Raw genomic sequence first — 23,414 nt, 5'->3', positions numbered from 1 at the left:
GGATGTCTTTTTTTATATCACGTTATGTACATCCCTCCTATATAAATTCCTTGTTTTTATCGTGAGAATTAACGTAATATCAGCCATATCCCACTCATATTGTAATAGTGTATGTCAGAACTCACGAGAAGGAGTGAACATAATGAGCTGCAATTGTAATGAAGATCATCAACATGAGTGTGATTTCAACTGTGTATCGAATGTTGTTCGTTTTATACATGAACTACAAGAATGTGCAACGACAACATGTGGATCTGGTTGCGAAGTTCCATTTTTAGGTGCACATAACAATGCATCAGTAGCGAATACACGTCCTTTTATTTTATACACAAAAACTGGAGAACCTTTTGAAGCATTTGCACCATCTTCAAGCCTTACTAGCTGCCGATCTCCTATTTTCCGCGTAGAAAGTATAGATGATGATGACTGTGCTGTATTGCGTGTATTAACTGTAGTTTTAGGTGATGGTACCGCTGTACCACCTGGTGACGACCCAATCTGTACGTTTTTAGCTGTACCAAATGCAAGACTAATATCAACCTCCACTTGCATTACTGTTGATTTAAGTTGCTTCTGCGCTATTCAATGCTTACGTGATGTTTCTATTTAAAACTAAATAATGAGTTAAGCATGGATTGGGTGGCAGAGTATTCTGCCACCCAATCCATGCTTAAAGAGTATTCTTATGTAAATTTCTTAAAATTGGGAACTTGTCTAGAACATAGAACCTGTCCTTTTCATTAACTGAAAGTAGAAACAGATAAAGGAGTGAAAAACATGTTCTCTTCTGATTGCGAATTTACTAAAATCGATTGTGAGGCGAAGCCAGCTAGTACACTACCTGCCTTTGGTTTTGCTTTCAACGCGTCTGCACCTCAGTTTGCTTCACTATTTACACCACTATTATTACCTAGCGTAAGTCCAAACCCAAATATTACTGTTCCTGTAATAAATGATACAGTAAGTGTCGGAGATGGCATTCGAATTCTACGAGCTGGTATTTATCAAATTAGTTATACATTAACAATTAGTCTTGATAACGTACCTACTGCACCAGAAGCTGGTCGTTTCTTCTTATCATTAAATACACCAGCTAACATTATTCCTGGATCAGGTACAGCAGTTCGTTCTAACGTTATTGGTACTGGTGAAGTAGACGTATCCAGCGGTGTTATTCTTATTAACTTAAATCCTGGTGACTTAATTCAAATTGTGCCAGTTCAGTTAATTGGAACTGTAGACATTCGTGCTGCAGCATTAACAGTTGCACAAATTAGCTAGTAAAAAGCGGTATTTCTTATACAGAAATACCGCTTTTTATATATAATAAAAAACACTCACAGTAGCATGAGTGTTTCATTCTTCATATTGTTTTATTGTGTTCTTCTTTTTCCCACAATTGCAGCCCTTTTTCTTCACAAATCCTTGTTGTTGTAATTGTTCTTGATATGCCTGTTGTTGTGCTTGGTGTTGTTGCTGTATATGATACCACTGCTGCAGGTCATATGAATTCTGCCTTAGATTATTGCTCACAGCAAACATCTCCTCTACTGTCAATTCTGTCTATTTACTATATGAACAACTCTTTATTTCCGTTCCCTCATTCTTTTAAACTCCGCTTTTTCTCGTATTATGAAAATATATTATTCTCCCATAAAATATCCTGTAATTGTTTCAATGATTGCTGCCGCTCCTGCAATAGCTAATAATGCAAGTAACGGTTCCGCAACGATAGGGATCCAATTATATAAGACTAATAAAAAAGCACTAACCCATACACCTGTACACCAATAACAGCTTAATAATTCGCCAATCCACTTTCTTAATCCATTACCTTTCACTTTTGTAAACGTTGATACACTTCCATCCGGCTCCGTAATCTCTAATTCATCAATAAATGGTCTTCGCAAAAAGGCTGTAATTTTATCATAAACAATTAAACGAGTGAGCCTAAAAGCAGCTAACGCAAAAATAAAAAATAAAAGCCAGCTTGTAAACAGCATAATTCCACCTACCCTTATCCTCTTTCGCCTATTTAAAAAAAAAGGTCTTGAGATTGTGACCAAATCTCCTCGACTCCAATATCTTATTAATGTAAATACAAACAAGAAGATAAGGAGTGACATTAATGAGTTGTAACGAAAATAAACACCATGGCTCTTCTCATTGTGTAGTTGACGTTGTAAAATTCATCAATGAATTACAAGATTGTTCTACAACAACATGTGGATCTGGTTGTGAAATCCCATTTTTAGGTGCACACAATACTGCATCAGTAGCAAATACACGCCCTTTTATTTTATACACAAAAACTGGAGAACCTTTTGAAGCATTTGCACCATCTTCAAGCCTTACTAGCTGCCGATCTCCAATTTTCCGTGTGGAAAGTGTAGATGATGATAGCTGTGCTGTGCTACGTGTATTAACTGTAGTATTAGGTGACGGTACTCCGGTACCACCTGGTGACGATCCAATTTGTACGTTTTTAGCTGTACCAAATGCAAGATTAATATCTACAACTACTTGCATTACTGTTGATTTAAGCTGTTTCTGTGCGATTCAATGCTTACGCGACGTTTCTATCGTAAAGTAAACTAAAAAACTATTGGGGTGGTAGAAGCTTTCTACCACCTTTACATATTTAAAAACCGGCCATACTAATCGATTGGATATCATCTATAGACAACCTAATATCTCTCATACTATTTTGCGGCATAATAGATACAATGCCATGACGATACGATATGATTGATCCAACATATGAGACTGTAGCTGTTTTTATTCTGCATCTTACTTTCGGAATGTAATGAGGGCGGTTTAGTAAAAAATGAATTTTTTCATCATTATTCATATCCTTAAATGATTTATTATACGGGACAGTTCTTACTGGTTCTGGTTCTTGCTCTTCTTGTTCTATGTGTTCTTCTTTTTCTTCTTCTATTTTTTCTTCCACTTGCTGCTCTTCTTGTTGTTCTTGTTCTATTACCTCTTCCACAGCACTTCTTACAATATTTTCTTGTCTATTACTTTTCTCTTTTTGATCTTCATTTTCAAAGTTTGTCAGGATAATTCTTTTTATTTTCGGTGCAGCAAGTTCTAAACTTACTTGCGTGATATATAACAACGGTTTTCCAACTGTTGAACTTTTATTTTTATTCTTCACACTCGTCCCTCCCACTTCCATACGTAGCTGAATAAATCGTGTACTATTATAGTTATATTCATCACATGGTAAGAACTTTCGTTAAAAATCGTTCTTTCTAAGAACAAATAAAAAGGACAATCTCAGCATTTAGAGATTGTCCTTTAAAAATTAATATTATATTTATCCTAGGATATGATACCCTGAATCAACATGAATGTTTTCTCCTGTTACACCGCGTGCTAAATCACTGAATAAGAATACTGCTGTATCCCCAACTTCTTCTGGAGTTGTTGTACGACGAAGTGGTGCGCGCTCCTCAATTTCTCTTAAGATTGAGTTGAAATCGCCTACACCTTTTGCAGATAACGTACGAATTGGTCCTGCAGAAATAGCGTTAACACGAATACCGTGTTGACCTAAATCGTTCGCTAAATATTTCACGCTCGCTTCTAATGAAGCTTTCGCAACACCCATAACGTTATAATTTTTCACAACGCGCTCGCCGCCAAGGTATGTTAATGTTAAAATATTTCCGCCTTCTGTCATTACTTTCTTCGCTTCTCTTGCTACAGCTGTTAAAGAGAATGCGCTAATATTTTGTGCAAGTAAAAATCCATCGCGAGAAGTATCTACAAATTCACCTTTTAAGTCATCGCGATTTGCAAAAGCAATACAATGTGCTACACCGTGAATAGTACCTACTTCTTGTTTAATTGTTTCAAAGCAAGCTGTAAGTTCCTCATCATTCGTTACATCACAAGGTAATACAAGTGATTCTTGTCCTTCTAATGTGTCCGCTAATTCACGAACGTTTCTTTCTAAACGTTCTCCTGCATATGTGAATATTAATTTTGCACCTGCATTATGCAAAGAGCGAGCTATTCCCCATGCAATACTTCTTTGGTTCGCAACGCCCATAACAACAAATGTTTTCCCTTGTAATAGTTCCATGATATATCCTCCCAGAAATACTTATACTTGTTATTAGTACCTGATACTATAATTATAGTACCATAAAACCGCTTAAAGGCAAACAAAAAAGTCATTAACAGAAATTTGTTAATGACTTTTGGTTTCTATAAAAAACCGCTCTAATCCTTCTTCCCAAGACGGCATTTGTGAAAAACCATTTAATCTTAGCATGTTATGTTGAAAAATAGAATATTTGGGCCTCGCAGCTGCAGCCCCGAATTCTTCCGTTGAAACAGGTAATACATTCACTTTCATATTGGCGTACGAAAATATCTTTTGTGCAAATTCAAACCAAGAGCATGAACCACTGTTTGATACGTGGTATGTACCGTATAAAGAAGTATGAATGAGCTTATTAATAACCATATTTAAATCCGCCACATACGTAGGAGAGCCAACTTGATCCGCTACAACGGATATTTCATCTCTTTCTTTTCCTAATCGCATCATCGTTTTCACGAAATTATTTCCATATTTACCATATAGCCACGATGTGCGAACGATAAAATATTTATTATGTAACTCTTTGACGAACTGCTCCCCCGCATACTTAGAGGCCCCATATATATTTATCGGCGCTGGACTATGAAATTCGTCGTATCCATCTGGTCTGGCACCTTGAAATACATAATCAGTACTAATATAAACTAGCTTCGCCCCTACTAATTGTGAAGCAACCGCTACATTTCGAGCTCCGATTGCATTTATTCTATACGCAAAATCCTGTTCTTTCTCCGCATGATCTACTTTCGTATAGGCAGCACAATGAATAATTATATGTGGTTTTATTTCTTGTACCACTTGTTGTATTCGGGATATATTTGTCACATCTAATAACTTTTTATCAAATGGATATATATCATATTCTTCAGAGTCTAACTCTTCAAATAGTTGCTTTCCTAATTGACCGTTTGCTCCTGTTATGATAACCCTCTCTTTCATTTAACATGCCCCTTACTAATCTTTTAGTGGTTTCCACCATTCCTTATTCTTTTCATACCATTTCACCGTCTCTTGTAATCCTTGTTCAAACGTGTATTTCGGTTCCCAATCAAATTCATTCTTCATTTTCTCTGCATCAATCGCATAACGACGATCGTGGCCTAAACGATCTGTAACATATTCAATGTCTTTTTTTGTTTTTCCTAAAAGAGTAATAATTTGTTCCACAACTTCTACATTTGTTTTTTCATTATTTCCACCTATATTATATACTTCTCCTACACGTCCCTTATGCAGAACAACATCAATCGCACTGCAATGATCCGTTACATGTAACCAATCTCTTACATTTAAACCATCACCATATAACGGTAGTTTTTTTCCTTCTAGTGCATTCGTAACCATTAATGGAATTAATTTTTCAGGATACTGGTACGGTCCATAATTGTTAGAACAACGCGTTACTATAACCGGTAATTGATATGTTTTATAGTAAGATAGAGCTATCATGTCCGCGCTCGCCTTACTTGAAGAATATGGACTATTTGGAGCTAACGGCGTTTTCTCTGTGAACTTCCCTGTTTTTCCTAAAGAGCCATACACTTCATCCGTTGATACTTGCACAAGTTTTATATGCGAATATTTTTTAACTAGTTCTAATAAAGTGACCGTCCCAATTACATTTGTATCATAAAAAGGAATCGGATTTTCAATACTACGGTCCACATGTGATTCGGCTGCAAAATTTACAATCACTTGTACGTTTCGCTCTTTTATAACGTGTTCTAATAGCTCTCCATTTTGAATTTCTCCCTTTACAAAAGAGTAATTCGGGTGATCCAGAAGAGATTTTACGTTATTTAAATTCCCGCTATATGTTAAGGCATCGTAATTAATAATTTTATATGTTTCATAACTTTGTAGCATGTAATGAACGAAATTACTTCCAATAAATCCAGCCCCACCTGTTACTAATATATTCATAAACAACGCTCCTACTTAAAAACTATCTTCATATTCCTCTAATAATGGTAATATCTGATCCTTATCGGACAATATAGGATCGGTTACTGGCCAAGGAATTGCTAAATCTTTATCTTCCCAAAGTAATCCTGAGTCATGCTCTGCGCTATAATATTCATCTACTTTATACATAACGATAGTATGCGGAACAAGCGTGCAAAATCCATGCGCAAACCCTTTTGGCACTAGTAATTGCCGATGGTTATCTGCACTTAAAATATATCCTTTCCATTGTTTAAATGTTGGTGATTTTTTTCGTAAATCAACGATAACATCATAAATTGCCCCTTGCATAACTTGAATGAGTTTCGTTTGTGCTTTCGGTTTTTTTTGAAAGTGCAGTCCCCGAATCGTTCCTGCCTTAGCCGAATAAGATACGTTATCCTGTACAAATGAATACGTTATCCCTAATGTTTCTAGCACCTGCTTATTATAACTCTCTGAAAAAAAGCCACGCTCGTCTCCAAACAACCTCGGTTCTAACAATTTTGCATCGGTAAAATTTGTTTCTACAACTTTCATATTCTCACCTATTCTCCGTTAAACTGTTTCCCAAAATTAATATCACGCGCTAACGTATTCGCCTTTTGAAGCGAAGCATGAGTTCCCGCATCAGTCCACCAGCCGCTCATTTCATTATAAGTAAGTACCCCTCGTTTTAAATACCAATTATTTATATCTGTAATTTCAAGTTCTCCCCGTGCAGAAGGTTTTAATTCTTTAATATAAGAAAAGACTTTCGAATCATACAAATAAATTCCCGTAACCGCATAAGAACTTTTCGGCTCTTTCGGCTTTTCTTCAATTTCAACTATTTTTCGGTTTTGAATATGTGCTACGCCAAATCTTTCGGGATCTTCTACAGATTGCAATAGCACTTTCGCACCTTCTTTTTGATTTGCAAACTCTTCAACATACGGAAGAATATCATCTGAAAAAATATTATCCCCTAATATAACTACCATACGATCATTCCCGACGAAATCTTCACAAAGCCCTAACGCCTGTGCGATCCCGCCCGCTTTATCTTGCACACGATACGTAAAGGACACTCCAAATTCATGACCACTCCCTAAAAAGCTAACAACATCCCCCATATGCTCTTTACCCGTAATAATCATAATATCTGTAATATCGCATTGTTTTAGCTTATATACCGCATGATAAATCATCGGATACCGACCAACAGGAAGTAAATGTTTATTCGTTACTTTCGTTATTGGATATAATCTCGATCCAGTACCACCTGCTAAAATAATTCCTTTCACTTTGCATCTCTCCTTTATGATGGAGATAATATATCTTTGTAATGTTCTACAAACACTTTCCGGTACTTCTCATATGTATCCGCATCAAACTCATCCCCGTTGTAATGAATACACCATAAATTTGCTTGATTTGGGATACCGATTAAATAACCAGCCCTTTGAAACTCTAAAGACTGTGACACATCATAAAAGTGAAACCCTTGAAACAAATCTTCTCGCCACGGAATATCATACTGCGTTGCCATGAATAAACCATCAATTGCCTGAACTGACAAAAATGGTTGATTACCATAAAAAACCTGATCTAAATTTAATAATTGATAATTCCGTCTTCTATACTCAATCACTTTCCCTACTAAATTTTTTCCTTCCCACCATATCCCGTTATTCGGTAAAAACTGAGCCCCAGCGACTCCTATTAAACCAAGCTTTTCATTTTCTTTAAAAAGAGATATAAGTGTAGAAAACATGTCTCGATTAATAAGATATGTATCTTGATGTATATACACTTTGTATTTCGCTGGATATGAAAGGGCTCGGTTGTATGCACTTGCCATACTTTGCGCATCTCGTATCGGAAAAATTTGCACGACATAACCAGAGGGAACAAAAATGTTTCTTATTTGGCTCTCACATTGTTTGAAAAGCTCCTCATTATTTACACAAACAACGACTAATATTGTATGATCTTTCATTTTTGTCCCCCCTTTTATTCTTCCTTATTTACATCTGACATATAGTGTTCCACAAATATTTTCCGATACTTTTCATAGTTCGTCATATTCACATCAAAATGATAATGGATACACCAAGCATCGCGCTGTACAGGTACACCGACTGTATATCCTGCTTTTTTAAATTCAAATGATTGGGATACATCATAAAAATCAAATCCGTCAAATAAGTCTTCTCGCCACGGAACATCATATTGTGTCGCCATTAATAAACCATCAATACATTCTACAGGAATAAATGTTTTTGATTCATGATACGGTTGTTCTAAACTTGCCATATAAAACAAATCATTCATATAACCAATGACTTTTCCTACAATTCCACGCCCTTCGTTCCATACGCCAGTCGGAGGAACATATTGCGCTCCAACCATCCCAATCATCCCAAGGTTTTCATGTTCCTCAAATAATTGAAGTAATCCGTATAAAAAAGCCCTATTTATAATAAAAACATCTTGATGTAAATACACTTTATACTTCGCTGGATGCGAAATGGCTTGATTGTATCCACTCGTCATACTTTTCGCATTTCGAATCGGCATAAATTGGACAATATACCCTGGCGGTACTAACAATTGCAATATATGTCGCACGCAGTTTGCATACAATTTCCGATCATTTATGCATGTAACAAATAATATTGTTTTGTCTGCAGCACTCATAATTGTGATTTTTCAGCTTCAATAATATACTGAAATACAACTGTCTCAGCCATGAAGCCACTTCCAAGACGATATTTTTTACAAATTCCATATAACTCCTCAATAAGCGACTCATACATTTTATGATCAACATATACACGATCTACTTTACTAATTGAATATCCTGCTTTTAAAAACATTCTTAGCATTTCATTGAATGTAAAGAAACGAATATGTGTTTTATCTAATAAACCATATTCTGTATACGTCCAATTTCCAGCAAGTAAGGGAGCTAATACTGAAATATGAGCAACGTTTGGTATACTTGCTAAAATCACACCATTTTGCTTTATATATGGCTTAACCTTTTCAATCACAGCCCACGGATCAAATAAATGCTCTAATACATCCCCAAATAGGACGCAATCAAATTGCCCCTCCTCATAAGGAAGATCTATTTTTTCTATATCCCCTAAAATAACATGATCTAGTCTTTCCTTCGCTTTTTCTGCCGCCTCTGGAAATGCCTCTATTCCTGATACACGTGTACCGTTTTCTTTAATAGCTGCTCCCAATGCACCGCTCGAGCAACCAATATCAAGAACTTCTTTCCATTCCTTTTTTATATGCTTTAATAAATTCGGATTCGCTGCATTATAATAATGCTCGGATTTTTCTTCATATAAAGAACTTTTTTCGCGATTCATTTCACACACTCCTTATGCAAATTGAATTAGAAATATAAATCTCATATGAATTCTATAAAGTGCAGATTTTGTTCATCCCCCAATGATTATTAGCCCGCAAATAGCAGTATAAAATCTTTTATTTATATTGGTTACGTTACTGATACTCTAATATATAACCAATCTATTAGAGTTAGAATAGCGATAAATCATTTCTAAAAAACGAAACCTATTACACTTTATATGGTTTATCAAAAACTCCCCGAAAATATTTACGGTTATATTCAATTGCAGCATTATTCGGAACATAAGAAGCTGCTAATTCATTGTAATAATACGCTTTATCCTGCTCCCCTAACCTGCTATAACAAATACACATTTGTAAATAGGGTAGCCATGTGTAGCTAGCTGGACTATGGAAAGGACTTTCCGTTGCCATTGGTACTTCCGTAGCAAGTTTAAACCAAAATATCGCTTCATTATATTTTTCTTGTTCCATATATATATATCCTATTCTTGTACAATTCTCTCCTCTAGGGACGTCATACCGAAACGACTTCACACAAGATTCGATTGCCTTCTCCCACATTCCTAGCTTTGCATAGCAATCTCCTAATTTACCACATGCATAAATTTTCTCTTCATACCATCCTTCGTCTTGATTAAGAAATGTTTCATATAGAAGAACTGCATCATCATATTTTTGGTTATCCGTAGATTCATTTGCGTAATAAAATAAATCTCTCGGACTTAATTCTTCACCTGCCGCTACAGTATTTTGAAAAATTTTCAAATTACGATTTGTTACTTTTTTTTCTTTTTTATGTGTAATAGCAACATTACTACTAAAAACCTCACCAGAAATAGCTAAATACTCATGAACCTTTCCAAACCATTGAAATTGTTTTTCACGCTTTACAAGTCGATTTCTTTTTGTACAATATAAAGGTTTCCCGTTAGAATCCATTGCAAGATGATAAGGCATCGAAACAGCATCAATTTTAGGATCTAATTCTCTTTTTAAAAGTTTCAATGCTTCTTGAGCATCTTCTAATAAGACATCATCTGCATCTAGCCACAATATATACTCTTGCGTCGCTTTTGAAAAAGAAAAATTTCTTGCTGCTGCAAAATCATCAATCCACTGGAAATCATATATGTTAGAAGTGTATTTCTCTACGATTTCTTTCGTTCGATCGACGGAACCTGTATCAACTACTATAATTTCATCCACAATTTTTTCAACTGTTTCTAAACAACGGGCTATTGTCTCCTCCTCATCTCGAACAATCATACATAAACTAATTGTAATTCCTTGCTTGTTCAACATAATCACCCTCTTCCAAATCAATCATATGTTATACATATACTAAACTTTCCATTTTTTTAAATTGTTCAAGTAGTTTAAGATTTCTTTTCAATAATTCAAATGTCCGTGTCATTTTCTTTCGGTTTTGCATCTACTATATAATGAACGCTTTATGGAGGTGAATTTATGTCAAATAATAATTATTCAAATGGATTAAATCCCGATGAATCTTTATCAGCTAGTGCATTTGACCCTAATCTTGTAGGACCTACATTACCACCGATACCACCGTTTACCCTTCCGACTGGGCCGACCGGGCCGACTGGACCTACGGGACCTACGGGGCCGACTGTACCTACCGGGCCAACTGGACCGACTGGACCTACTGGGCCAACTGGACCGACTGGACCTACAGGACCTACTGGACCTACTGGTGGCACTGGGACTACTGGACCTACGGGGCCGACTGGTGGCACTGGGACTACTGGACCTACGGGGCCGACTGGTGACACTGGGGCTACTGGACCTACGGGGCCGACTGGTGGCACTGGGACTACTGGACCTACGGGGCCGACTGGTGACACTGGGGCTACTGGACCTACAGGGCCGACTGGTGACACTGGGGCTACTGGACCTACGGGGCCGACTGGGGCTACTGGACCGACTGGACCTACGGGACCATCTGGACTAGGGCTTCCAGCAGGATTGTATGCATTTAACTCCGCTGGGATTTCTTTGGATATTGGACTTAATGCTCCAGTACCATTTAATACTGTTGGATCTCAGTTTGGTACAGCAATTTCTCAATTAGATCCTGATACTTTCGTAATTAGTCAAACTGGATTCTATAAAATTACCGTTATCGTATACACTGCAGCAGTAAGTCTATTAGGAGGACTTACAATCCAAGTAAATGGGGTATCTGTTCCAGGTACTGGGGCCACTTTAATCTCAGTTGGAGCACCTATCGTTGTTCAAGCAATTACGCAAATTACGACAACTCCATCATTAATTGAAGTAATCGTTACAGGGCTTGGGCTATCATTAGCTGTTGGTACAAATGCATCTATTATTATTGAAAAAATCGCTTAATTTTTTACTTAGCAGTAAAACTGATATCAGTTTTACTGCTTTTTCAATTTCAAATTCAATCATGAAACATTCGCTATCTACATAATCATATTGTTGTATGACATTTTGCAGGAGGCACAAATATGGAAAGTAAATCTGCTGTTCAGCTTTATCTCGAATTGCTAAAGAAGACCATTTTATTTGAAATATGGTTAGAATATGAGGCATACTTACCCGCATCTCTACATATTTCAAAAGAACTAGAATTCGAGCCAGTTACAGTCCCCCTCCCTTTATTCATTAAGCAATATGCTGAAAACCATAACTTAAAAATTGTAAAACCAAATGTTTCAAAAAGTGAACGCCATGATGGAATGGATTGGCCAAGAGCAGCACATAGCATGATCGGTCGAGAACGTATGAACCAATTACAAGAGGCAATGGAAACCGTTGTTCGTGAAAATATAGAGGGAGATTTTATTGAAACAGGTGTATGGCGCGGAGGATCGTGCATTTTTATGAATGGTTTTTTACAAGCAAACAACATTACGAATCGTAATGTGTGGGTCGCTGATTCATTTGAAGGTTTGCCAGCACCGAATCTAGAACAATATCCAAAAGATTACGGTGATTATTTGCACACATTCGATTACTTACGCGTCTCTTTAGAACAAGTACAAGAGAATTTCAAAAAATATGATTTACTAAATGATCAAGTGAAATTTTTAAAAGGCTGGTTTAAAGATACTTTACCAACAGCACCAATTGAAAAAATAGCAATTGCACGGCTTGATGGTGATATGTACGAATCCACAATGGATGGTCTCGTGAACTTATATGATAAAGTTTCTAAAGGTGGCTATATAATTATCGATGACTACGGGCTACCGCCATGCGCTGAGGCTGTGACAGACTTTAGAAACCAACGAAATTTAAAAGCCCCTATTACTAAAATTGATGTATTTGGCGTTTATTGGAGAAAAGAATAAAAAAGATTTAATCTATAGGAGATTTCATTTTCACTCATCCTTCTCTCACTTCTAATCCAATTAAGTATTCTTTTTCGGAATCTCCTTACATATAACAATTGTTTTCCTGTGTTCTCTCAATACAAATTGAAAATTTTATTAATAGATTTACTGCATCTTCTCATACAAGAAAGGGGTATACTCATGAGTGAACTTAACAAAGAAATGACTTTACTCCCCCCTCCTGAACTCGTCCAATATGTAGGTGGCGACTTCAAAAAAGTTGGAAAAGAGTTCCTAAAGCATTTTATTCAAATTGGCGCTTTAAAACCAAATGAAAAAGTATTAGATGTAGGCTGCGGCGTCGGTCGAATGGCTGTACCATTATTGAATTACTTAAATGATGATGGAGCGTATTATGGATTTGATTTGTTTAAAGATGGAATTACTTGGTGTCAAAATAACATTTCAATTATGCGTAATAATTTTCACTTTGAACATGTTGACATATACAATCAATTCTATAATCCAGAAGGAAAAGAAGATGCCTCTCAATATCGTTTCCCCTATGAAGACGGGACATTCGATTTTATCTTTTTAACTTCTGTATTTACGCATCTTCTCCCAAAAGAATTAGAACATTACGTATCTGAAATTGTACGTGTATTAAAAAAAGACGGGAGATGTTTCATTACATTCTTTCTTATAAATCCTGAATCGTCCTATTATTTAAATGCAGGACAAAGTACATTAGGTTTTTATCATCGAATCGAAAATTGCTACGTTGTAAATAAAGATATTCCGAATTTCGCAGTTGCTTATCCTGAGACAGATATTTGCAATCTATTGAATAAGTACGGCCTAGAAATAATCAATAAGCCGCATTACGGTTTATGGTGCGGCAGACATGAATATACAAGTTACCAAGATATTGTTCTTACAAAAAAAAGCTTCTGAAAGGAAGTTATGTATGATGAATGAAAAAAATCCACCTCTCGTTTCCATCCTTATTCCCACTTATAATCGGCCTCATTATTTCAAAATTGCTCTAGAAAGTGCATTGGCACAAACTTATTCTAATATTGAAATCATCATCGGAGATGATAGTACAAATGATGAAACAGCAACTTTAGTACGCGAACAATACTTACCAAATTATAAAAATATAACATACATTCGAAATATCCCTACTCTAGGACAATTTCACAATGACCTTATGCTCATAGAAAAATCAAATGGTGAGTATATAAATTTTTTAATGGACGATGACGTGTTTTATAAGCATAAAATACAAAAAATGATGACCTATTTTGAGCAAGATCCCAATAAAAATCTTGCTCTTGTTACTTCTTATCGAGTACGCATTGATGATCATGGAAATCTAATAGGTGATTCCCATCCAACACAAAGGTTATATAGTGAAGACACCCCATTAAACGGGATATTTTTAGGTAATTGGATGTTAAAGGGTGGACACAACATTATCGGTGAGCCTACAACTACCTTGTTCCGAAAGGAATTGCTCACTGAACCTTTTGGCACCCTTAAAGAGCGACAATATTCTTGTAGTGTTGATATGGCCTCATGGATTTCTTTACTTTCTAAAGGAAATGCAATATACATTTCTGAGCCTTTAAGTCAATTTCGCTACCATGCTGGACAACAAATACACAATAAGCTCCTTCAAGGTTGTGAAGATTTCACACACCTCGTTATAACAGCAAAAGAATATGGCTTTTTACAAAATACTACAGACTATAGAGCAGCTCTACTTAGTGCTTACCAATGGTGTAAAAGTTCCTTAAAATACTATCTTCATCAACTAGATATTTTTCCTGACGCACATGTACGTCTTTCCCATTGTTTGGATATAATTATTAAAGAGTTAAACAATTAAACTACTCTGCAAAATTAAAAGTGTATGGACTATATGTGAATCATTCGTATAGTTCATACATTCTTTCTCATACTATAAAGTGAAACTTTAATCAGCTCTCACCAATCGGGCTTTTACGGGCAGTTGATCCCCCACCTAACTTCTTCGCTTTCGCTGAATTTTGAGGTAGGGGTCTTACTGCCCATTAATGCGGGATAAAATCCATTACTATAAAGAGCAGTAGAAAGGAATACCTACATTGAAAGATCCAAATTCTCAATATCAAATAGACTACGTATTACTATTTATTTTATTTGCCATTGGGATTGTTAGTTGTTGTGCTATTGCAAGTGCGCAAGCCTCTTTACCGCCATTTTTACAAAACGTCAATTTTGTACTAAAGCAAATCCAATGGTATTTCATTGGATTTATAGCCATTGGTGTTATTATGATTATCGACTTCGATCGTTATCAAAAAATTGCTTGGTATTTGTACAGCTTTGCAATGGTACTACTTATTGGACTAGAACTTCAAGTACCAGGTGCCGTTACAATTAAAGGCGCTACCGCTTGGTACAGGCTCCCAGGCATCGGAAATTTTCAGCCTTCTGAAATTATGAAATTATTTTTAATTATCGTCATTGGACGAATTATAGCAAACCATAATGAGAAATATTTTTCCCAAACAATACATGACGATTTTTTACTACTTGGAAAAATATTTGCAACAAGTTTGCCACCACTACTACTCATCGCAAAGGAACCAGATTTAGGAAATACAATGGTCATTTCAGCGATGCTTGCAGCAATGATACTAGTTTCTGGCATACGATGGCGTTTTATCTTCGGATTAGTTTCAGCTACTTTCGTTGCTGGAACTACATTAATATATATTTTTTTTACTCACACAGATTTCTTTAAAGCACACATTTTAAAAGAATATCAATTAAATCGCTTCTACGGATGGTTAGCACCTTACAAATATGATGCACAAGGCTATCAATTAAGACAAGCATTCTTAGCGACTGGATCCGGAGAAATGCAAGGAAAAGGGTGGGAAAATGGACAAGTATATTTTCCAGAACCACATACAGATTTTATTTTCACTAATGTCGCTGAACAATTTGGATTTCTAGGCGCAAGTGTCATTATTTCTCTTTTTTTCTTACTCATTTTTCGAATGATTCATATTGCTTTAGAAAGTAATGATCCTTTCGGTAGTTACATTTGCGCTGGTACAATCGGAATGTTTACTTTCCAAGTATTCCAAAATATCGGGATGACAATCGGATTACTTCCCATTACAGGGATAACATTACCTCTTATGAGCTACGGAGGAAGTTCACTGCTTACATACATGATTGCGATTGGATTCATTTTAAATGTTCGCTCAAGAACGAAAATCTTTATGTTTAAATGAACAACACAAAAACGCTATATTTTTATCTCTATCCTTTTTTAGATATACTAATGAAAAATACGATGGAGGTTTAAATATGAAATATGACATTATAGGAGATATTCATGGATGCTTCCAAGAGTTTCAAAATTTAACAGAGAAGCTAGGATATAACTGGAGTAGCGGTCTACCGGTTCACCCTGACCAACGTAAACTTGCATTCGTTGGCGACATTACAGACCGTGGTCCTCATTCATTACGTATGATCGAAATTGTATGGGAACTTGTCATACATAAAAAAGAAGCTTATTACGCTCCTGGAAATCACTGTAATAAACTATATCGATTTTTCCTTGGACGTAATGTAACAGTCGCTCACGGACTTGAAACAACTGTTGCTGAATATGAAGCACTTCCTTCTCGTAAGCAAAACATTATAAAAGAAAAGTTTACCACTCTTTATGAACAATCACCGCTCTACCACATACTAGATGAAAAAAGAGTAATCGTATGTCACGCTGGTATTCGGCAAGATTACATAGGAAGACGAGATAAAAAAGTACAAACCTTTGTATTATATGGCGATATTACAGGAGAAAAGCATGCCGATGGCTCACCTGTCCGTCGTGATTGGGCGCAAGAATACAAGGGGCAAGCTTGGATTGTATATGGACATACACCAGTAGCAGAACCTCGATTCGTCAATCAGACAGTCAATATTGATACTGGTGCTGTATTTGGTGGCAAATTAACCGGATTACGTTATCCTGAAATGGAGACTATCTCTGTCCCTTCTTCGTTACCTTTTGTCGCTGAGAAATTCCGTCCAATTTCATAACTACCTTACTTAGCATTATTTAGGCAGATATCATATAAAACTAGGTAAAGTAATTAAAAAAAGATGCAATAAAGTGCATCTTTTTTTAATTACCCTACATATAATGTCGCAGGAGGTGACAGAATGAAGAAAAAATCTTCTAAACAAAAAAGAAAATTTCCCCCTTTATATCTGCCCATGTACGGAATTAACAACTGGTGTAGTATTCGAGCTGCAGCGATAGAAGAACTGGAAGAACAAGAGTCATCAAAAAAAAGCAAAGTAAAACCAACATATGTCTCTTTAGAAAATGCTGTGATGAGCCGCATAATCGATCGTAAAAAAATAAAGATGCAACAAAAAAATAAACAGCTCTCAAATCAAGATGAACAGGTACTACATTCTAACCAAACAGAAGAAAAGGCGGAAGAAAATATTTCTGTAGCAATAAATAAAAAAGTGGAACCAGAAATTCCAGCTGCTATTATAAACAAAGTAAAAAAAATAAAAGAAGCATTAGCTTCATCGAATGATATACAAACTGAAAAACCACTCATAATTGAGACACCTACACCTGAAAATACAAAAGTTAAAAGGGGCGGCCGATATGCATATGCGGAGGGGCTTCACTCTCATGCGGAAGGCATGGCAGCACATGCGGAAGGCTTATTAACGCACGCAAAAGGTTCTTTCTCTCATGCAGAAGGATCAAACTCAAAAGCAACTGGACATAGTTCGCATAGTGAGGGAAGTGAAACGACAGCAGGCGGTGCTTATTCTCATGCGGAGGGTAAACAGACGATTGCTTTAGGCGAAGCAGCACACGCAGAAGGAACCGCAACTATCGCTAACGGATCCTCTTCTCATGCGGAAGGTCATCATACATCAACAGCTCATTTTGCAGGTAGCCATATTATGGGGCGCTTCGGCACTGCAGAAGAAGCTTATTCTTGGTTTATTGCAAATGGTGTAAACGACACCGACCATAATATCGGTGCTAAATGGCTTGCCCATAATGGAGAAATGTACATTGAGGGCGCGTCTTACAATGCAAGCGGAACGGATTTTGCACAAATGTTTGAAACAGAAGGTCATAAACCTATTGATGTCGGTTATTTCGTTACATTTAGTAGCGAAGAAAAAATTCGGATAGCTACTTCACACGATTCGTTCATTTTAGGAATATCTAGTGCAACCCCTGCACTTATAGGAAATAGCGGGGCTTTAAGTTGGCAAAAACGCTATAAAACAGATAACTTTGGGAAACGCCAATATGTATGGACGGAAACAGAAGAAATACAACCTCTTTTAAATACAGAATGGGATCCAGCTTGCAAATATGTAGCAAGAAAAGATCGCACCGAGTGGCTTCCTGTCGGATTAATTGGGCAAATGTTAGTACGTGATGACAGCACTTGCGAAACTCATGGATATTGTCGTCCAAATGACAATGGCATTGCTACAAAAGCCGAAAGTGGATTTTTCGTTATAAAGCGTACGGGTGAAAACCAAATTTTAATATTATTCCGCTAAGAAAAAAGGGAACAAAATTCTTTATAATATAAGAATTTTGTTCCCTTTTTAAGCATTCCTAAGTAGCTCTTGCATATCGCTTGGAATTTTTATAGTGAAAGACATTTCTTTCTCTAAAATAGGATGATAAAACGTCAAAGATTTACTATGAAGTGCTTGCCGTTTCATTTCATCCCTTCTTCCTCCATATAAGTTATCACCAAGTAATGGATGTCCTATATGAGCCATATGCACACGAATTTGATGCGTTCTTCCTGTCTCAAGCTCCAGCGCTACATGTGTCTTATCATATGTACTATCAATTACTTTAAAATGAGTAACCGCCCTTTGTCCATCCTCACAAACCGTTCGCTCAATAATGCTATCAGATTTCCGACCAATTGGTGCATCAATCATTCCTTCTCGTTCTACCATCTCACCGTGAACAATTGCTTCATACGTTCGTTTCACAGATTTTTGTTGATGCTGCTTAGATAAAAGATGATGCACAAAACGATTTTTTGCAATAAGCATAAGCCCTGAAGTATCACGATCTAACCGTGTTACAATGTGCACTGTACTTGCAAGATGCTGCTTATCATAATGAGATAAAATCGCATTGGCAACACTCCCTGTCGGATGTTCTCTAGATGGAATCGTTGACATGTTCGCCTCTTTATCAATGATAAGAATCGCATCATCTTCATATACAATGCATAAAGGGATATCTTCTGCCATCATCCCTTCACTTCTTTCCTCGACTGGAAAAAAGACACTTAATTCTTCACCAGCGCGCAACTGATGACGAACACTCGCATGTTGACTATTTACTTCAATTGCCCCGCCGTGAAACTTTATATCCGTTAAAGCGGCTTTAGAAATACCTTTCGTTTTCAAAAATTCCCTAACTAAAGTTCCCTCTTCAGTCAGCCCTATATCCCATTTCAATGTAAATCTTTTCAAATATATAACCCTTTCTATTTATCTGCAACAAACGAGTCACGAACTCGTTTCCAGAACGGGAACGGGCGGAAACGAACAAATCGTACTTTCTCGTTTGCGACACGATACTGGATTGATTTCACATCTTGATGGACCATTGTTAAATGATCCACTGTAATTTGTAAGTTCATTCCTGCAGCCGGCTTTAACACACATGTATGATGCTTCGGCAATACGAGTGGCGATCCTACAGTACGAAACACACGATTGTTAATGGACGCCATTTCTGCAATTTGAATCGCTTCAATAGATGGGTGAATAATTGCTCCGCCAAGTGCTTTATTATACGCAGTACTTCCTGAAGGAGTAGAAATACAAAGGCCGTCCCCGCGGAATGTTTCAAAATATTCTCCGCGTATTTCTACTTCTGTTACTAATGTACCTTCTGCACTTTTTACAGTCGCCTCATTCATCGCTAAATACTGTGACTCTTTACTTCCATTCACATAGCGAATAATAACTTCTAAAAGCGGATATTCCACCACTTGGAATGGTGTTTTTGCAATCGCAATTACTAATTTCTCTACTTCTGTCGGTAACCAATCTGCATAGAAACCTAAATGTCCTGTATGTACACCAACAAATGCTGTTTCATCCAATCGATTATAATAACGATGAAACGCATACAAAAGCGTTCCATCTCCCCCAACAGAAATTACAATATCGGGTTCCTTTTCATCCATTATAAATCCAAAATCTAGCAAGTACTCTTTCATCGTGCTTGCCAGTGTATCTGATGATTGATCTCCCTTTGACATAATTGTAAATTTCATCGCCCAACACCCTTTAGTTTATGATTCGGAATCTTTCGTTTCTTGCTTTCTTGAAAAAGCCTTTTGCGCTTCTTGAATTTCAAGACGAATAGAAGACATTTCTTCATCTAATAAAAACGCCGCTTCAGCTGCACGTTGCAAGCGTATTTTAATATCTTCAGGAAAACGTCCACTATATTTATAATTTAAAGAATGCTCAATTGTTGCCCAAAAGTTCATTGCTAGCGTGCGTATTTGGATTTCTACCAATACTTTTTGTTCACCCTGAATCGTTTGAACAGGATAACTAATGACAACATGATAAGAACGATAACCGCTATCTTTCTTTTGCGTGACATAATCACGTTCTTCCACGATTTCAAAGTCATTTCGTTTTCGAAGATATTCTACAACAGGCTTAATCTCATCAACAAATTGACACATCATTCTAAGCCCAGCAATATCCTGCATATCTTCTCTCAATCGGTCTAGCGGTACATTTCTCTTCTCCGCTTTATCAATAATACTTGCAACCGACTTTACCCTTCCTGTTACAAACTCAATTGGAGAATGCTCTGTTAACATTGCAAATTGAGTACGCATTCCTTTTAGTTTCACTTTCAGCTCTGCCACCGCTTGGTGGTAAGGTGCTAAAAATTCTTCCCAATTTCGATTCATTTCAACCACCACCAAAATCAATCCATTTGCTTATAGAAATACTTTTTCTACAGCAGTTACTAATTCTTCTCCGTAATTTGCATTACCTTCAATATTTTCAACTAAATATTCTACTTCTTCTTTTAATCCTTCTAATTCCATTTCAATGTCATTCACGCTAACGAACATAACCACATCGTTATTCATCGCTTCATGCATTGCTTCCCAGCATGTATGCGGAATACTTACATAAATGAAAGATGATTCATTTTCTAAGATATATAAAAATGATAAATTGTCTGAGTCTACAAGTACGTGATTACGTGCACTTAACTCCTTTACCTCTATTTCACTATTTTCCGCACAAAAAATAAGAGCATTCTCTCTCTTTTCTACGCTCTTAACTTGGATTTTATTTTGCATGCTCTAACTCCTCCATCTCAACTTCCTGTCTTACTTAACAGTATTATTGTATCATAACATGGACGCAAACAAATAAAACATTGAACCAAATTTATGAAAAAGCGATAATGTGTACAGAATTATTTTTCAAAAGGAGATTATACAATGACACAAGAAATTGAAATTGAATTCAAAAATATCGTTACAAAAGAAGAATTCGATACATTATGTAAATCGTTTTCTATTGAAGCATTTACGAAACAAGTGAATCACTACTTTGAAACACCTGACTTCTCGTTAAAAGAAGCTGGCTCTGCACTTCGTATTCGTCATAAAGGAGAAACTTATACGTTAACGTTGAAACAACCTGCAGAAATCGGTTTATTAGAAACGCATCAAGTCGTAACAGAAGACGAAGCAAAAATGATGATGGAATCAAACACAATCATTCAAGGAGCAGTAGTAGATCAATTACACAAATTACAAATTCCTGTTTCTGCTTTAACATATATGGGTAGTTTAACAACAGAAAGAGCAGAAACATTATTTAAAGGCGGAACGCTTGTCTTTGATCATAGTTTCTATTACAATCACGATGATTATGAAATTGAATTTGAAGTACAAGATGAAGAAACAGGAAAAGCTGCATTTATTCATTTATTAACGCAACATAACATACCTGTTCGCCATACAAATAACAAAGTAAAACGCTTTTTCCTTGCCAAACAAAACAAAGCACGCTAAAGTGAAAATTCCACTAGTGAATATGTTTCACTAGTGGATACATCTCACTAAAAAAGTTTACACCCGTAGAATAAGCAAAGAATCTTTGAGAAGGCTGTTTATTTGCCCTCTCGAACATTCCATTGCTACAATAGATATACATTTCATGGAAAAAGGAGTTTATAAAGGATGAGCAAGCAACCGATGACACCATTTGAAGCAATTGGCGGTGAACAATGCATTGCAATATTAGTAGATACATTTTATTCCTATGTCAGTAAACACCCTGACTTATCTCCCATCTTCCCGGAAGATTTAACAGAAACCGCTAGGAAGCAGAAGCAATTTTTAACACAATATTTAGGTGGTCCTAATTTGTACACTGAAGAACATGGTCATCCTATGTTAAGAGCACGCCATCTTCCGTTTGAGATTACTCCAAAACGAGCAGAGGCTTGGCTATCATGCATGGAGCAAGCAATGGATGATACTGGAGTGCATGGTCATATAAGAGAGTTTGTCTTTGAACGTTTAGCATTAACCGCTCAGCATATGGTTAATACTCCAAACGAAACAGGTGAAGTGTAATGGATAAGCAGGAAGCAAAGCATATAAATATGCCATCTCCTTCCGCATGTGAGCATAAGTCTGTAGAAGCATATTTATTTATTGATCCACTTTGTAAAGATTGCTGGGAAATTGAGCCTTTTATTATTAAACTATGGCTTGAATACGGGAAATACTTCTCTATTCGTCATATCGTAACAGGAAAAGTGGATGGAACGAACGCTTCCTCACACAAATGGAATAAACCTGCTAATATTCGATTTGTGTGGGAAAAGACAACAAGTTTACAAGGTTTTTCATGCGATGGAAAGGTACATATGCAAGAAGCATCGTCAACACCATATTTAGTTTCGATGGCAATTAAGGCAGCGGAGTTGCAAGGCCGAAAAGCAGGTTCGAAGTTTTTGCGAAAACTCCAAGAATACATTTTCCTTGAAAATGTATCAAGCCCTGACTGCGAACTATTACTTGCATGTGCGAAAGATAGCAATATTGATGTAGAAGAATTTAAAAAAGATCTACATTCTGCTAGTGCAAAAAAAGCTTTCCAATGTGACTTGAAATTCACGAATGAAATGCATATTACAGAAATACCCTCCCTCGTCTTTTTTCATGCGAACTCAGATGAAGAAGGTATTAAAATCGCTGGAAATTATTCCTACGATGTATACGTACAATTATTGAAAGAACTTGTAAAATGTGAAATTGAGCCAGAACCATTACCACCTTTAGAAGTGCTACTAGAAGCAACACAATTTATATCTTCAAAAGAAGTAGCATTTATTTATGACTGTCCGCAACAAGAAATTGAGCGCGAACTTAAAAAATTACAACTGAAACGAAAAGTACAAATGATAGAAGTAAAATGCGAACGTTATTGGAAATGGATAGCAAAAGAAAAAGACCTGGTGTAAACACCAGGTCTTCTTCTTTACGGCTTATAAAAAT

General features: G+C 36.4%; 29 protein-coding genes. 13 read left to right on the top strand and 16 right to left on the bottom strand.

The features are described 5' to 3' along the window. Positions 1–142 precede the first annotated feature (142 nt). On the top strand, positions 143–610 hold the full coding sequence (cotY, locus tag AC3EMB_RS06520) for a spore coat protein CotY (protein WP_001277719.1): 468 nt from the start codon (positions 143–145) through the stop codon (positions 608–610). A gap of 167 nt (positions 611–777) precedes the next feature. Beyond that, positions 778–1,281 (top strand): exosporium protein ExsF, encoded by a 504-nt coding sequence (gene exsF, locus AC3EMB_RS06515; protein ID WP_000492943.1) that lies wholly within the window; start codon positions 778–780, stop codon positions 1,279–1,281. 75 nt (positions 1,282–1,356) lie between these two features. Here the strand turns inward: exsF and AC3EMB_RS06510 are convergent, their stop codons facing one another. Then, entirely contained in the window at positions 1,357–1,542 is a 186-nt protein-coding gene (locus AC3EMB_RS06510) for a hypothetical protein (protein WP_021727509.1), read from the bottom strand. Positions 1,543–1,643: 101 nt separating this feature from the next. Further along, positions 1,644–2,003, bottom strand: coding sequence for a DUF1360 domain-containing protein (locus AC3EMB_RS06505; protein ID WP_000899664.1), 360 nt, complete (start codon positions 2,001–2,003; stop codon positions 1,644–1,646). 125 nt (positions 2,004–2,128) lie between these two features. Here AC3EMB_RS06505 and exsY point away from each other — a divergent pair, with 125 nt between their 5' ends. Then, positions 2,129–2,593, top strand: a complete 465-nt coding sequence (gene exsY / locus AC3EMB_RS06500; protein ID WP_001277743.1) for an exosporium assembly protein ExsY — start codon at positions 2,129–2,131, stop codon at positions 2,591–2,593. A 48-nt stretch (positions 2,594–2,641) separates the two neighbouring features. Here exsY and AC3EMB_RS06495 read toward each other — a convergent pair whose 3' ends face one another. From AC3EMB_RS06495 to AC3EMB_RS06450, 10 genes are all read right to left on the bottom strand, one after another. Further along, a complete protein-coding gene (locus AC3EMB_RS06495) occupies positions 2,642–3,184 on the bottom strand; it encodes a spore coat CotO family protein (RefSeq protein ID WP_002196304.1) in 543 nt (180 codons plus the stop codon). Between the two features lie 141 nt (positions 3,185–3,325). Next, entirely contained in the window at positions 3,326–4,096 is a 771-nt protein-coding gene (gene fabI / locus AC3EMB_RS06490) for an enoyl-ACP reductase FabI (RefSeq protein ID WP_000421885.1), read from the bottom strand. A gap of 108 nt (positions 4,097–4,204) precedes the next feature. Further along, a complete protein-coding gene (gene rfbD / locus AC3EMB_RS06485) occupies positions 4,205–5,059 on the bottom strand; it encodes a dTDP-4-dehydrorhamnose reductase (RefSeq protein WP_048568771.1) in 855 nt (284 codons plus the stop codon). Between the two features lie 15 nt (positions 5,060–5,074). Further along, complete coding sequence (gene rfbB, locus AC3EMB_RS06480; RefSeq protein ID WP_001024163.1) at positions 5,075–6,043, bottom strand: dTDP-glucose 4,6-dehydratase; 969 nt, start codon at positions 6,041–6,043, stop codon at positions 5,075–5,077. A gap of 15 nt (positions 6,044–6,058) precedes the next feature. Continuing rightward, positions 6,059–6,604, bottom strand: a complete 546-nt coding sequence (rfbC, locus tag AC3EMB_RS06475) for a dTDP-4-dehydrorhamnose 3,5-epimerase (protein WP_000869415.1) — start codon at positions 6,602–6,604, stop codon at positions 6,059–6,061. A gap of 8 nt (positions 6,605–6,612) precedes the next feature. Continuing rightward, positions 6,613–7,350 (bottom strand): sugar phosphate nucleotidyltransferase, encoded by a 738-nt coding sequence (locus AC3EMB_RS06470; RefSeq protein ID WP_000676160.1) that lies wholly within the window; start codon positions 7,348–7,350, stop codon positions 6,613–6,615. A gap of 14 nt (positions 7,351–7,364) precedes the next feature. Continuing rightward, on the bottom strand, positions 7,365–8,045 hold the full coding sequence (locus tag AC3EMB_RS06465) for a glycosyltransferase family protein (RefSeq protein WP_000651529.1): 681 nt from the start codon (positions 8,043–8,045) through the stop codon (positions 7,365–7,367). A 14-nt stretch (positions 8,046–8,059) separates the two neighbouring features. Next, the gene (locus AC3EMB_RS06460) at positions 8,060–8,746 is read right to left on the bottom strand and encodes a glycosyltransferase family protein (protein WP_001271187.1); all 687 of its coding nucleotides are present in this window, start codon (positions 8,744–8,746) and stop codon (positions 8,060–8,062) included. Beyond that, the gene (locus AC3EMB_RS06455; protein WP_053513441.1) at positions 8,743–9,432 is read right to left on the bottom strand and encodes a class I SAM-dependent methyltransferase; all 690 of its coding nucleotides are present in this window, start codon (positions 9,430–9,432) and stop codon (positions 8,743–8,745) included. The genes AC3EMB_RS06460 and AC3EMB_RS06455 overlap by 4 nt, the downstream gene beginning before the upstream one ends. A 211-nt stretch (positions 9,433–9,643) precedes the next feature. Then, positions 9,644–10,741, bottom strand: coding sequence for a glycosyltransferase (locus tag AC3EMB_RS06450; protein ID WP_000932913.1), 1,098 nt, complete (start codon positions 10,739–10,741; stop codon positions 9,644–9,646). Between the two features lie 165 nt (positions 10,742–10,906). Between AC3EMB_RS06450 and AC3EMB_RS06445 the strand changes: the two genes are divergently transcribed. From AC3EMB_RS06445 to AC3EMB_RS06415, 7 genes are all read left to right on the top strand, one after another. Next, a complete protein-coding gene (locus AC3EMB_RS06445; protein WP_070183672.1) occupies positions 10,907–11,812 on the top strand; it encodes a BclA C-terminal domain-containing protein in 906 nt (301 codons plus the stop codon). Positions 11,813–11,934: 122 nt separating this feature from the next. Then, positions 11,935–12,780, top strand: a complete 846-nt coding sequence (locus AC3EMB_RS06440) for a TylF/MycF family methyltransferase (RefSeq protein ID WP_000444386.1) — start codon at positions 11,935–11,937, stop codon at positions 12,778–12,780. A 183-nt stretch (positions 12,781–12,963) separates the two neighbouring features. Beyond that, positions 12,964–13,716 (top strand): class I SAM-dependent methyltransferase, encoded by a 753-nt coding sequence (locus tag AC3EMB_RS06435; RefSeq protein ID WP_098279295.1) that lies wholly within the window; start codon positions 12,964–12,966, stop codon positions 13,714–13,716. A 13-nt stretch (positions 13,717–13,729) separates the two neighbouring features. Further along, positions 13,730–14,656 carry a glycosyltransferase family 2 protein gene (locus AC3EMB_RS06430; RefSeq protein ID WP_087876123.1) on the top strand — a complete coding sequence of 309 codons (927 nt, stop codon included), beginning with the start codon at positions 13,730–13,732 and terminating at the stop codon, positions 14,654–14,656. A 238-nt stretch (positions 14,657–14,894) separates the two neighbouring features. After that, positions 14,895–16,055: an FtsW/RodA/SpoVE family cell cycle protein gene (locus tag AC3EMB_RS06425; protein WP_000654700.1), complete on the top strand. Its 1,161-nt coding sequence runs from the start codon at positions 14,895–14,897 to the stop codon at positions 16,053–16,055. Positions 16,056–16,131: 76 nt separating this feature from the next. Further along, positions 16,132–16,872, top strand: a complete 741-nt coding sequence (gene prpE, locus AC3EMB_RS06420) for a bis(5'-nucleosyl)-tetraphosphatase PrpE (protein ID WP_000872701.1) — start codon at positions 16,132–16,134, stop codon at positions 16,870–16,872. Between the two features lie 123 nt (positions 16,873–16,995). Next, entirely contained in the window at positions 16,996–18,384 is a 1,389-nt protein-coding gene (locus AC3EMB_RS06415) for a peptidase G2 autoproteolytic cleavage domain-containing protein (protein ID WP_053565013.1), read from the top strand. Between the two features lie 48 nt (positions 18,385–18,432). On the opposite strand, the gene AC3EMB_RS06410 is transcribed toward AC3EMB_RS06415, so the two are convergent. The 4 genes from AC3EMB_RS06410 to AC3EMB_RS06395 are packed head-to-tail and all read right to left on the bottom strand — an operon-like array spanning position 18,433 to position 21,197. Further along, positions 18,433–19,326: an RluA family pseudouridine synthase gene (locus AC3EMB_RS06410; protein WP_366986572.1), complete on the bottom strand. Its 894-nt coding sequence runs from the start codon at positions 19,324–19,326 to the stop codon at positions 18,433–18,435. A 14-nt stretch (positions 19,327–19,340) separates the two neighbouring features. Continuing rightward, on the bottom strand, positions 19,341–20,138 hold the full coding sequence (locus AC3EMB_RS06405) for an NAD kinase (protein WP_000673190.1): 798 nt from the start codon (positions 20,136–20,138) through the stop codon (positions 19,341–19,343). A gap of 18 nt (positions 20,139–20,156) precedes the next feature. Further along, the gene (gene yjbM, locus AC3EMB_RS06400; RefSeq protein ID WP_001081482.1) at positions 20,157–20,795 is read right to left on the bottom strand and encodes a GTP diphosphokinase; all 639 of its coding nucleotides are present in this window, start codon (positions 20,793–20,795) and stop codon (positions 20,157–20,159) included. Between the two features lie 30 nt (positions 20,796–20,825). After that, entirely contained in the window at positions 20,826–21,197 is a 372-nt protein-coding gene (locus AC3EMB_RS06395) for a UPF0738 family protein (RefSeq protein WP_001180005.1), read from the bottom strand. A 144-nt stretch (positions 21,198–21,341) separates the two neighbouring features. Between AC3EMB_RS06395 and AC3EMB_RS06390 the strand changes: the two genes are divergently transcribed. The 3 genes from AC3EMB_RS06390 to AC3EMB_RS06380 all read left to right on the top strand — a co-directional run bounded on the left by AC3EMB_RS06390 (position 21,342) and on the right by AC3EMB_RS06380 (position 23,380). Then, positions 21,342–21,920: a CYTH domain-containing protein gene (locus tag AC3EMB_RS06390; RefSeq protein ID WP_000191118.1), complete on the top strand. Its 579-nt coding sequence runs from the start codon at positions 21,342–21,344 to the stop codon at positions 21,918–21,920. A gap of 168 nt (positions 21,921–22,088) precedes the next feature. Next, a complete protein-coding gene (locus AC3EMB_RS06385; RefSeq protein ID WP_000043386.1) occupies positions 22,089–22,487 on the top strand; it encodes a globin domain-containing protein in 399 nt (132 codons plus the stop codon). Further along, on the top strand, positions 22,487–23,380 hold the full coding sequence (locus AC3EMB_RS06380; protein WP_053565015.1) for a ClpXP adapter SpxH family protein: 894 nt from the start codon (positions 22,487–22,489) through the stop codon (positions 23,378–23,380). The genes AC3EMB_RS06385 and AC3EMB_RS06380 overlap by 1 nt, the downstream gene beginning before the upstream one ends. Positions 23,381–23,414 lie beyond the last annotated feature (34 nt).

Source organism: Bacillus sp. LQ16 (assembly GCF_057784645.1).
This window is presented reverse-complemented; position numbering and strand designations above follow the sequence as displayed.

Bases quoted from the DNA above. Each gene is read 5' to 3' on its own strand.
- AC3EMB_RS06495 (WP_002196304.1), bottom strand. From the start codon at position 3,184: ATGGAAGTGGGAGGGACGAGTGTGAAGAATAAAAATAAAAGTTCAACA.
- rfbD (WP_048568771.1), bottom strand. From the start codon at position 5,059: ATGAAAGAGAGGGTTATCATAACAGGAGCAAACGGTCAATTAGGAAAG.
- AC3EMB_RS06435 (WP_098279295.1), top strand. From the start codon at position 12,964: ATGAGTGAACTTAACAAAGAAATGACTTTACTCCCCCCTCCTGAACTC.
- rfbC (WP_000869415.1), bottom strand. From the start codon at position 6,604: ATGAAAGTTGTAGAAACAAATTTTACCGATGCAAAATTGTTAGAACCG.
- AC3EMB_RS06380 (WP_053565015.1), top strand. From the start codon at position 22,487: ATGGATAAGCAGGAAGCAAAGCATATAAATATGCCATCTCCTTCCGCA.
- AC3EMB_RS06445 (WP_070183672.1), top strand. From the start codon at position 10,907: ATGTCAAATAATAATTATTCAAATGGATTAAATCCCGATGAATCTTTA.
- AC3EMB_RS06430 (WP_087876123.1), top strand. From the start codon at position 13,730: ATGATGAATGAAAAAAATCCACCTCTCGTTTCCATCCTTATTCCCACT.
- cotY (WP_001277719.1), top strand. From the start codon at position 143: ATGAGCTGCAATTGTAATGAAGATCATCAACATGAGTGTGATTTCAAC.
- AC3EMB_RS06465 (WP_000651529.1), bottom strand. From the start codon at position 8,045: ATGAAAGATCATACAATATTAGTCGTTGTTTGTGTAAATAATGAGGAG.
- AC3EMB_RS06505 (WP_000899664.1), bottom strand. From the start codon at position 2,003: ATGCTGTTTACAAGCTGGCTTTTATTTTTTATTTTTGCGTTAGCTGCT.
- AC3EMB_RS06460 (WP_001271187.1), bottom strand. From the start codon at position 8,746: ATGAGTGCTGCAGACAAAACAATATTATTTGTTACATGCATAAATGAT.
- exsY (WP_001277743.1), top strand. From the start codon at position 2,129: ATGAGTTGTAACGAAAATAAACACCATGGCTCTTCTCATTGTGTAGTT.
- AC3EMB_RS06455 (WP_053513441.1), bottom strand. From the start codon at position 9,432: ATGAATCGCGAAAAAAGTTCTTTATATGAAGAAAAATCCGAGCATTAT.
- AC3EMB_RS06510 (WP_021727509.1), bottom strand. From the start codon at position 1,542: ATGTTTGCTGTGAGCAATAATCTAAGGCAGAATTCATATGACCTGCAG.
- AC3EMB_RS06390 (WP_000191118.1), top strand. From the start codon at position 21,342: ATGACACAAGAAATTGAAATTGAATTCAAAAATATCGTTACAAAAGAA.
- prpE (WP_000872701.1), top strand. From the start codon at position 16,132: ATGAAATATGACATTATAGGAGATATTCATGGATGCTTCCAAGAGTTT.
- AC3EMB_RS06405 (WP_000673190.1), bottom strand. From the start codon at position 20,138: ATGAAATTTACAATTATGTCAAAGGGAGATCAATCATCAGATACACTG.
- AC3EMB_RS06450 (WP_000932913.1), bottom strand. From the start codon at position 10,741: ATGTTGAACAAGCAAGGAATTACAATTAGTTTATGTATGATTGTTCGA.
- AC3EMB_RS06415 (WP_053565013.1), top strand. From the start codon at position 16,996: ATGAAGAAAAAATCTTCTAAACAAAAAAGAAAATTTCCCCCTTTATAT.
- AC3EMB_RS06385 (WP_000043386.1), top strand. From the start codon at position 22,089: ATGAGCAAGCAACCGATGACACCATTTGAAGCAATTGGCGGTGAACAA.
- fabI (WP_000421885.1), bottom strand. From the start codon at position 4,096: ATGGAACTATTACAAGGGAAAACATTTGTTGTTATGGGCGTTGCGAAC.
- exsF (WP_000492943.1), top strand. From the start codon at position 778: ATGTTCTCTTCTGATTGCGAATTTACTAAAATCGATTGTGAGGCGAAG.
- AC3EMB_RS06395 (WP_001180005.1), bottom strand. From the start codon at position 21,197: ATGCAAAATAAAATCCAAGTTAAGAGCGTAGAAAAGAGAGAGAATGCT.
- yjbM (WP_001081482.1), bottom strand. From the start codon at position 20,795: ATGAATCGAAATTGGGAAGAATTTTTAGCACCTTACCACCAAGCGGTG.
- rfbB (WP_001024163.1), bottom strand. From the start codon at position 6,043: ATGAATATATTAGTAACAGGTGGGGCTGGATTTATTGGAAGTAATTTC.
- AC3EMB_RS06440 (WP_000444386.1), top strand. From the start codon at position 11,935: ATGGAAAGTAAATCTGCTGTTCAGCTTTATCTCGAATTGCTAAAGAAG.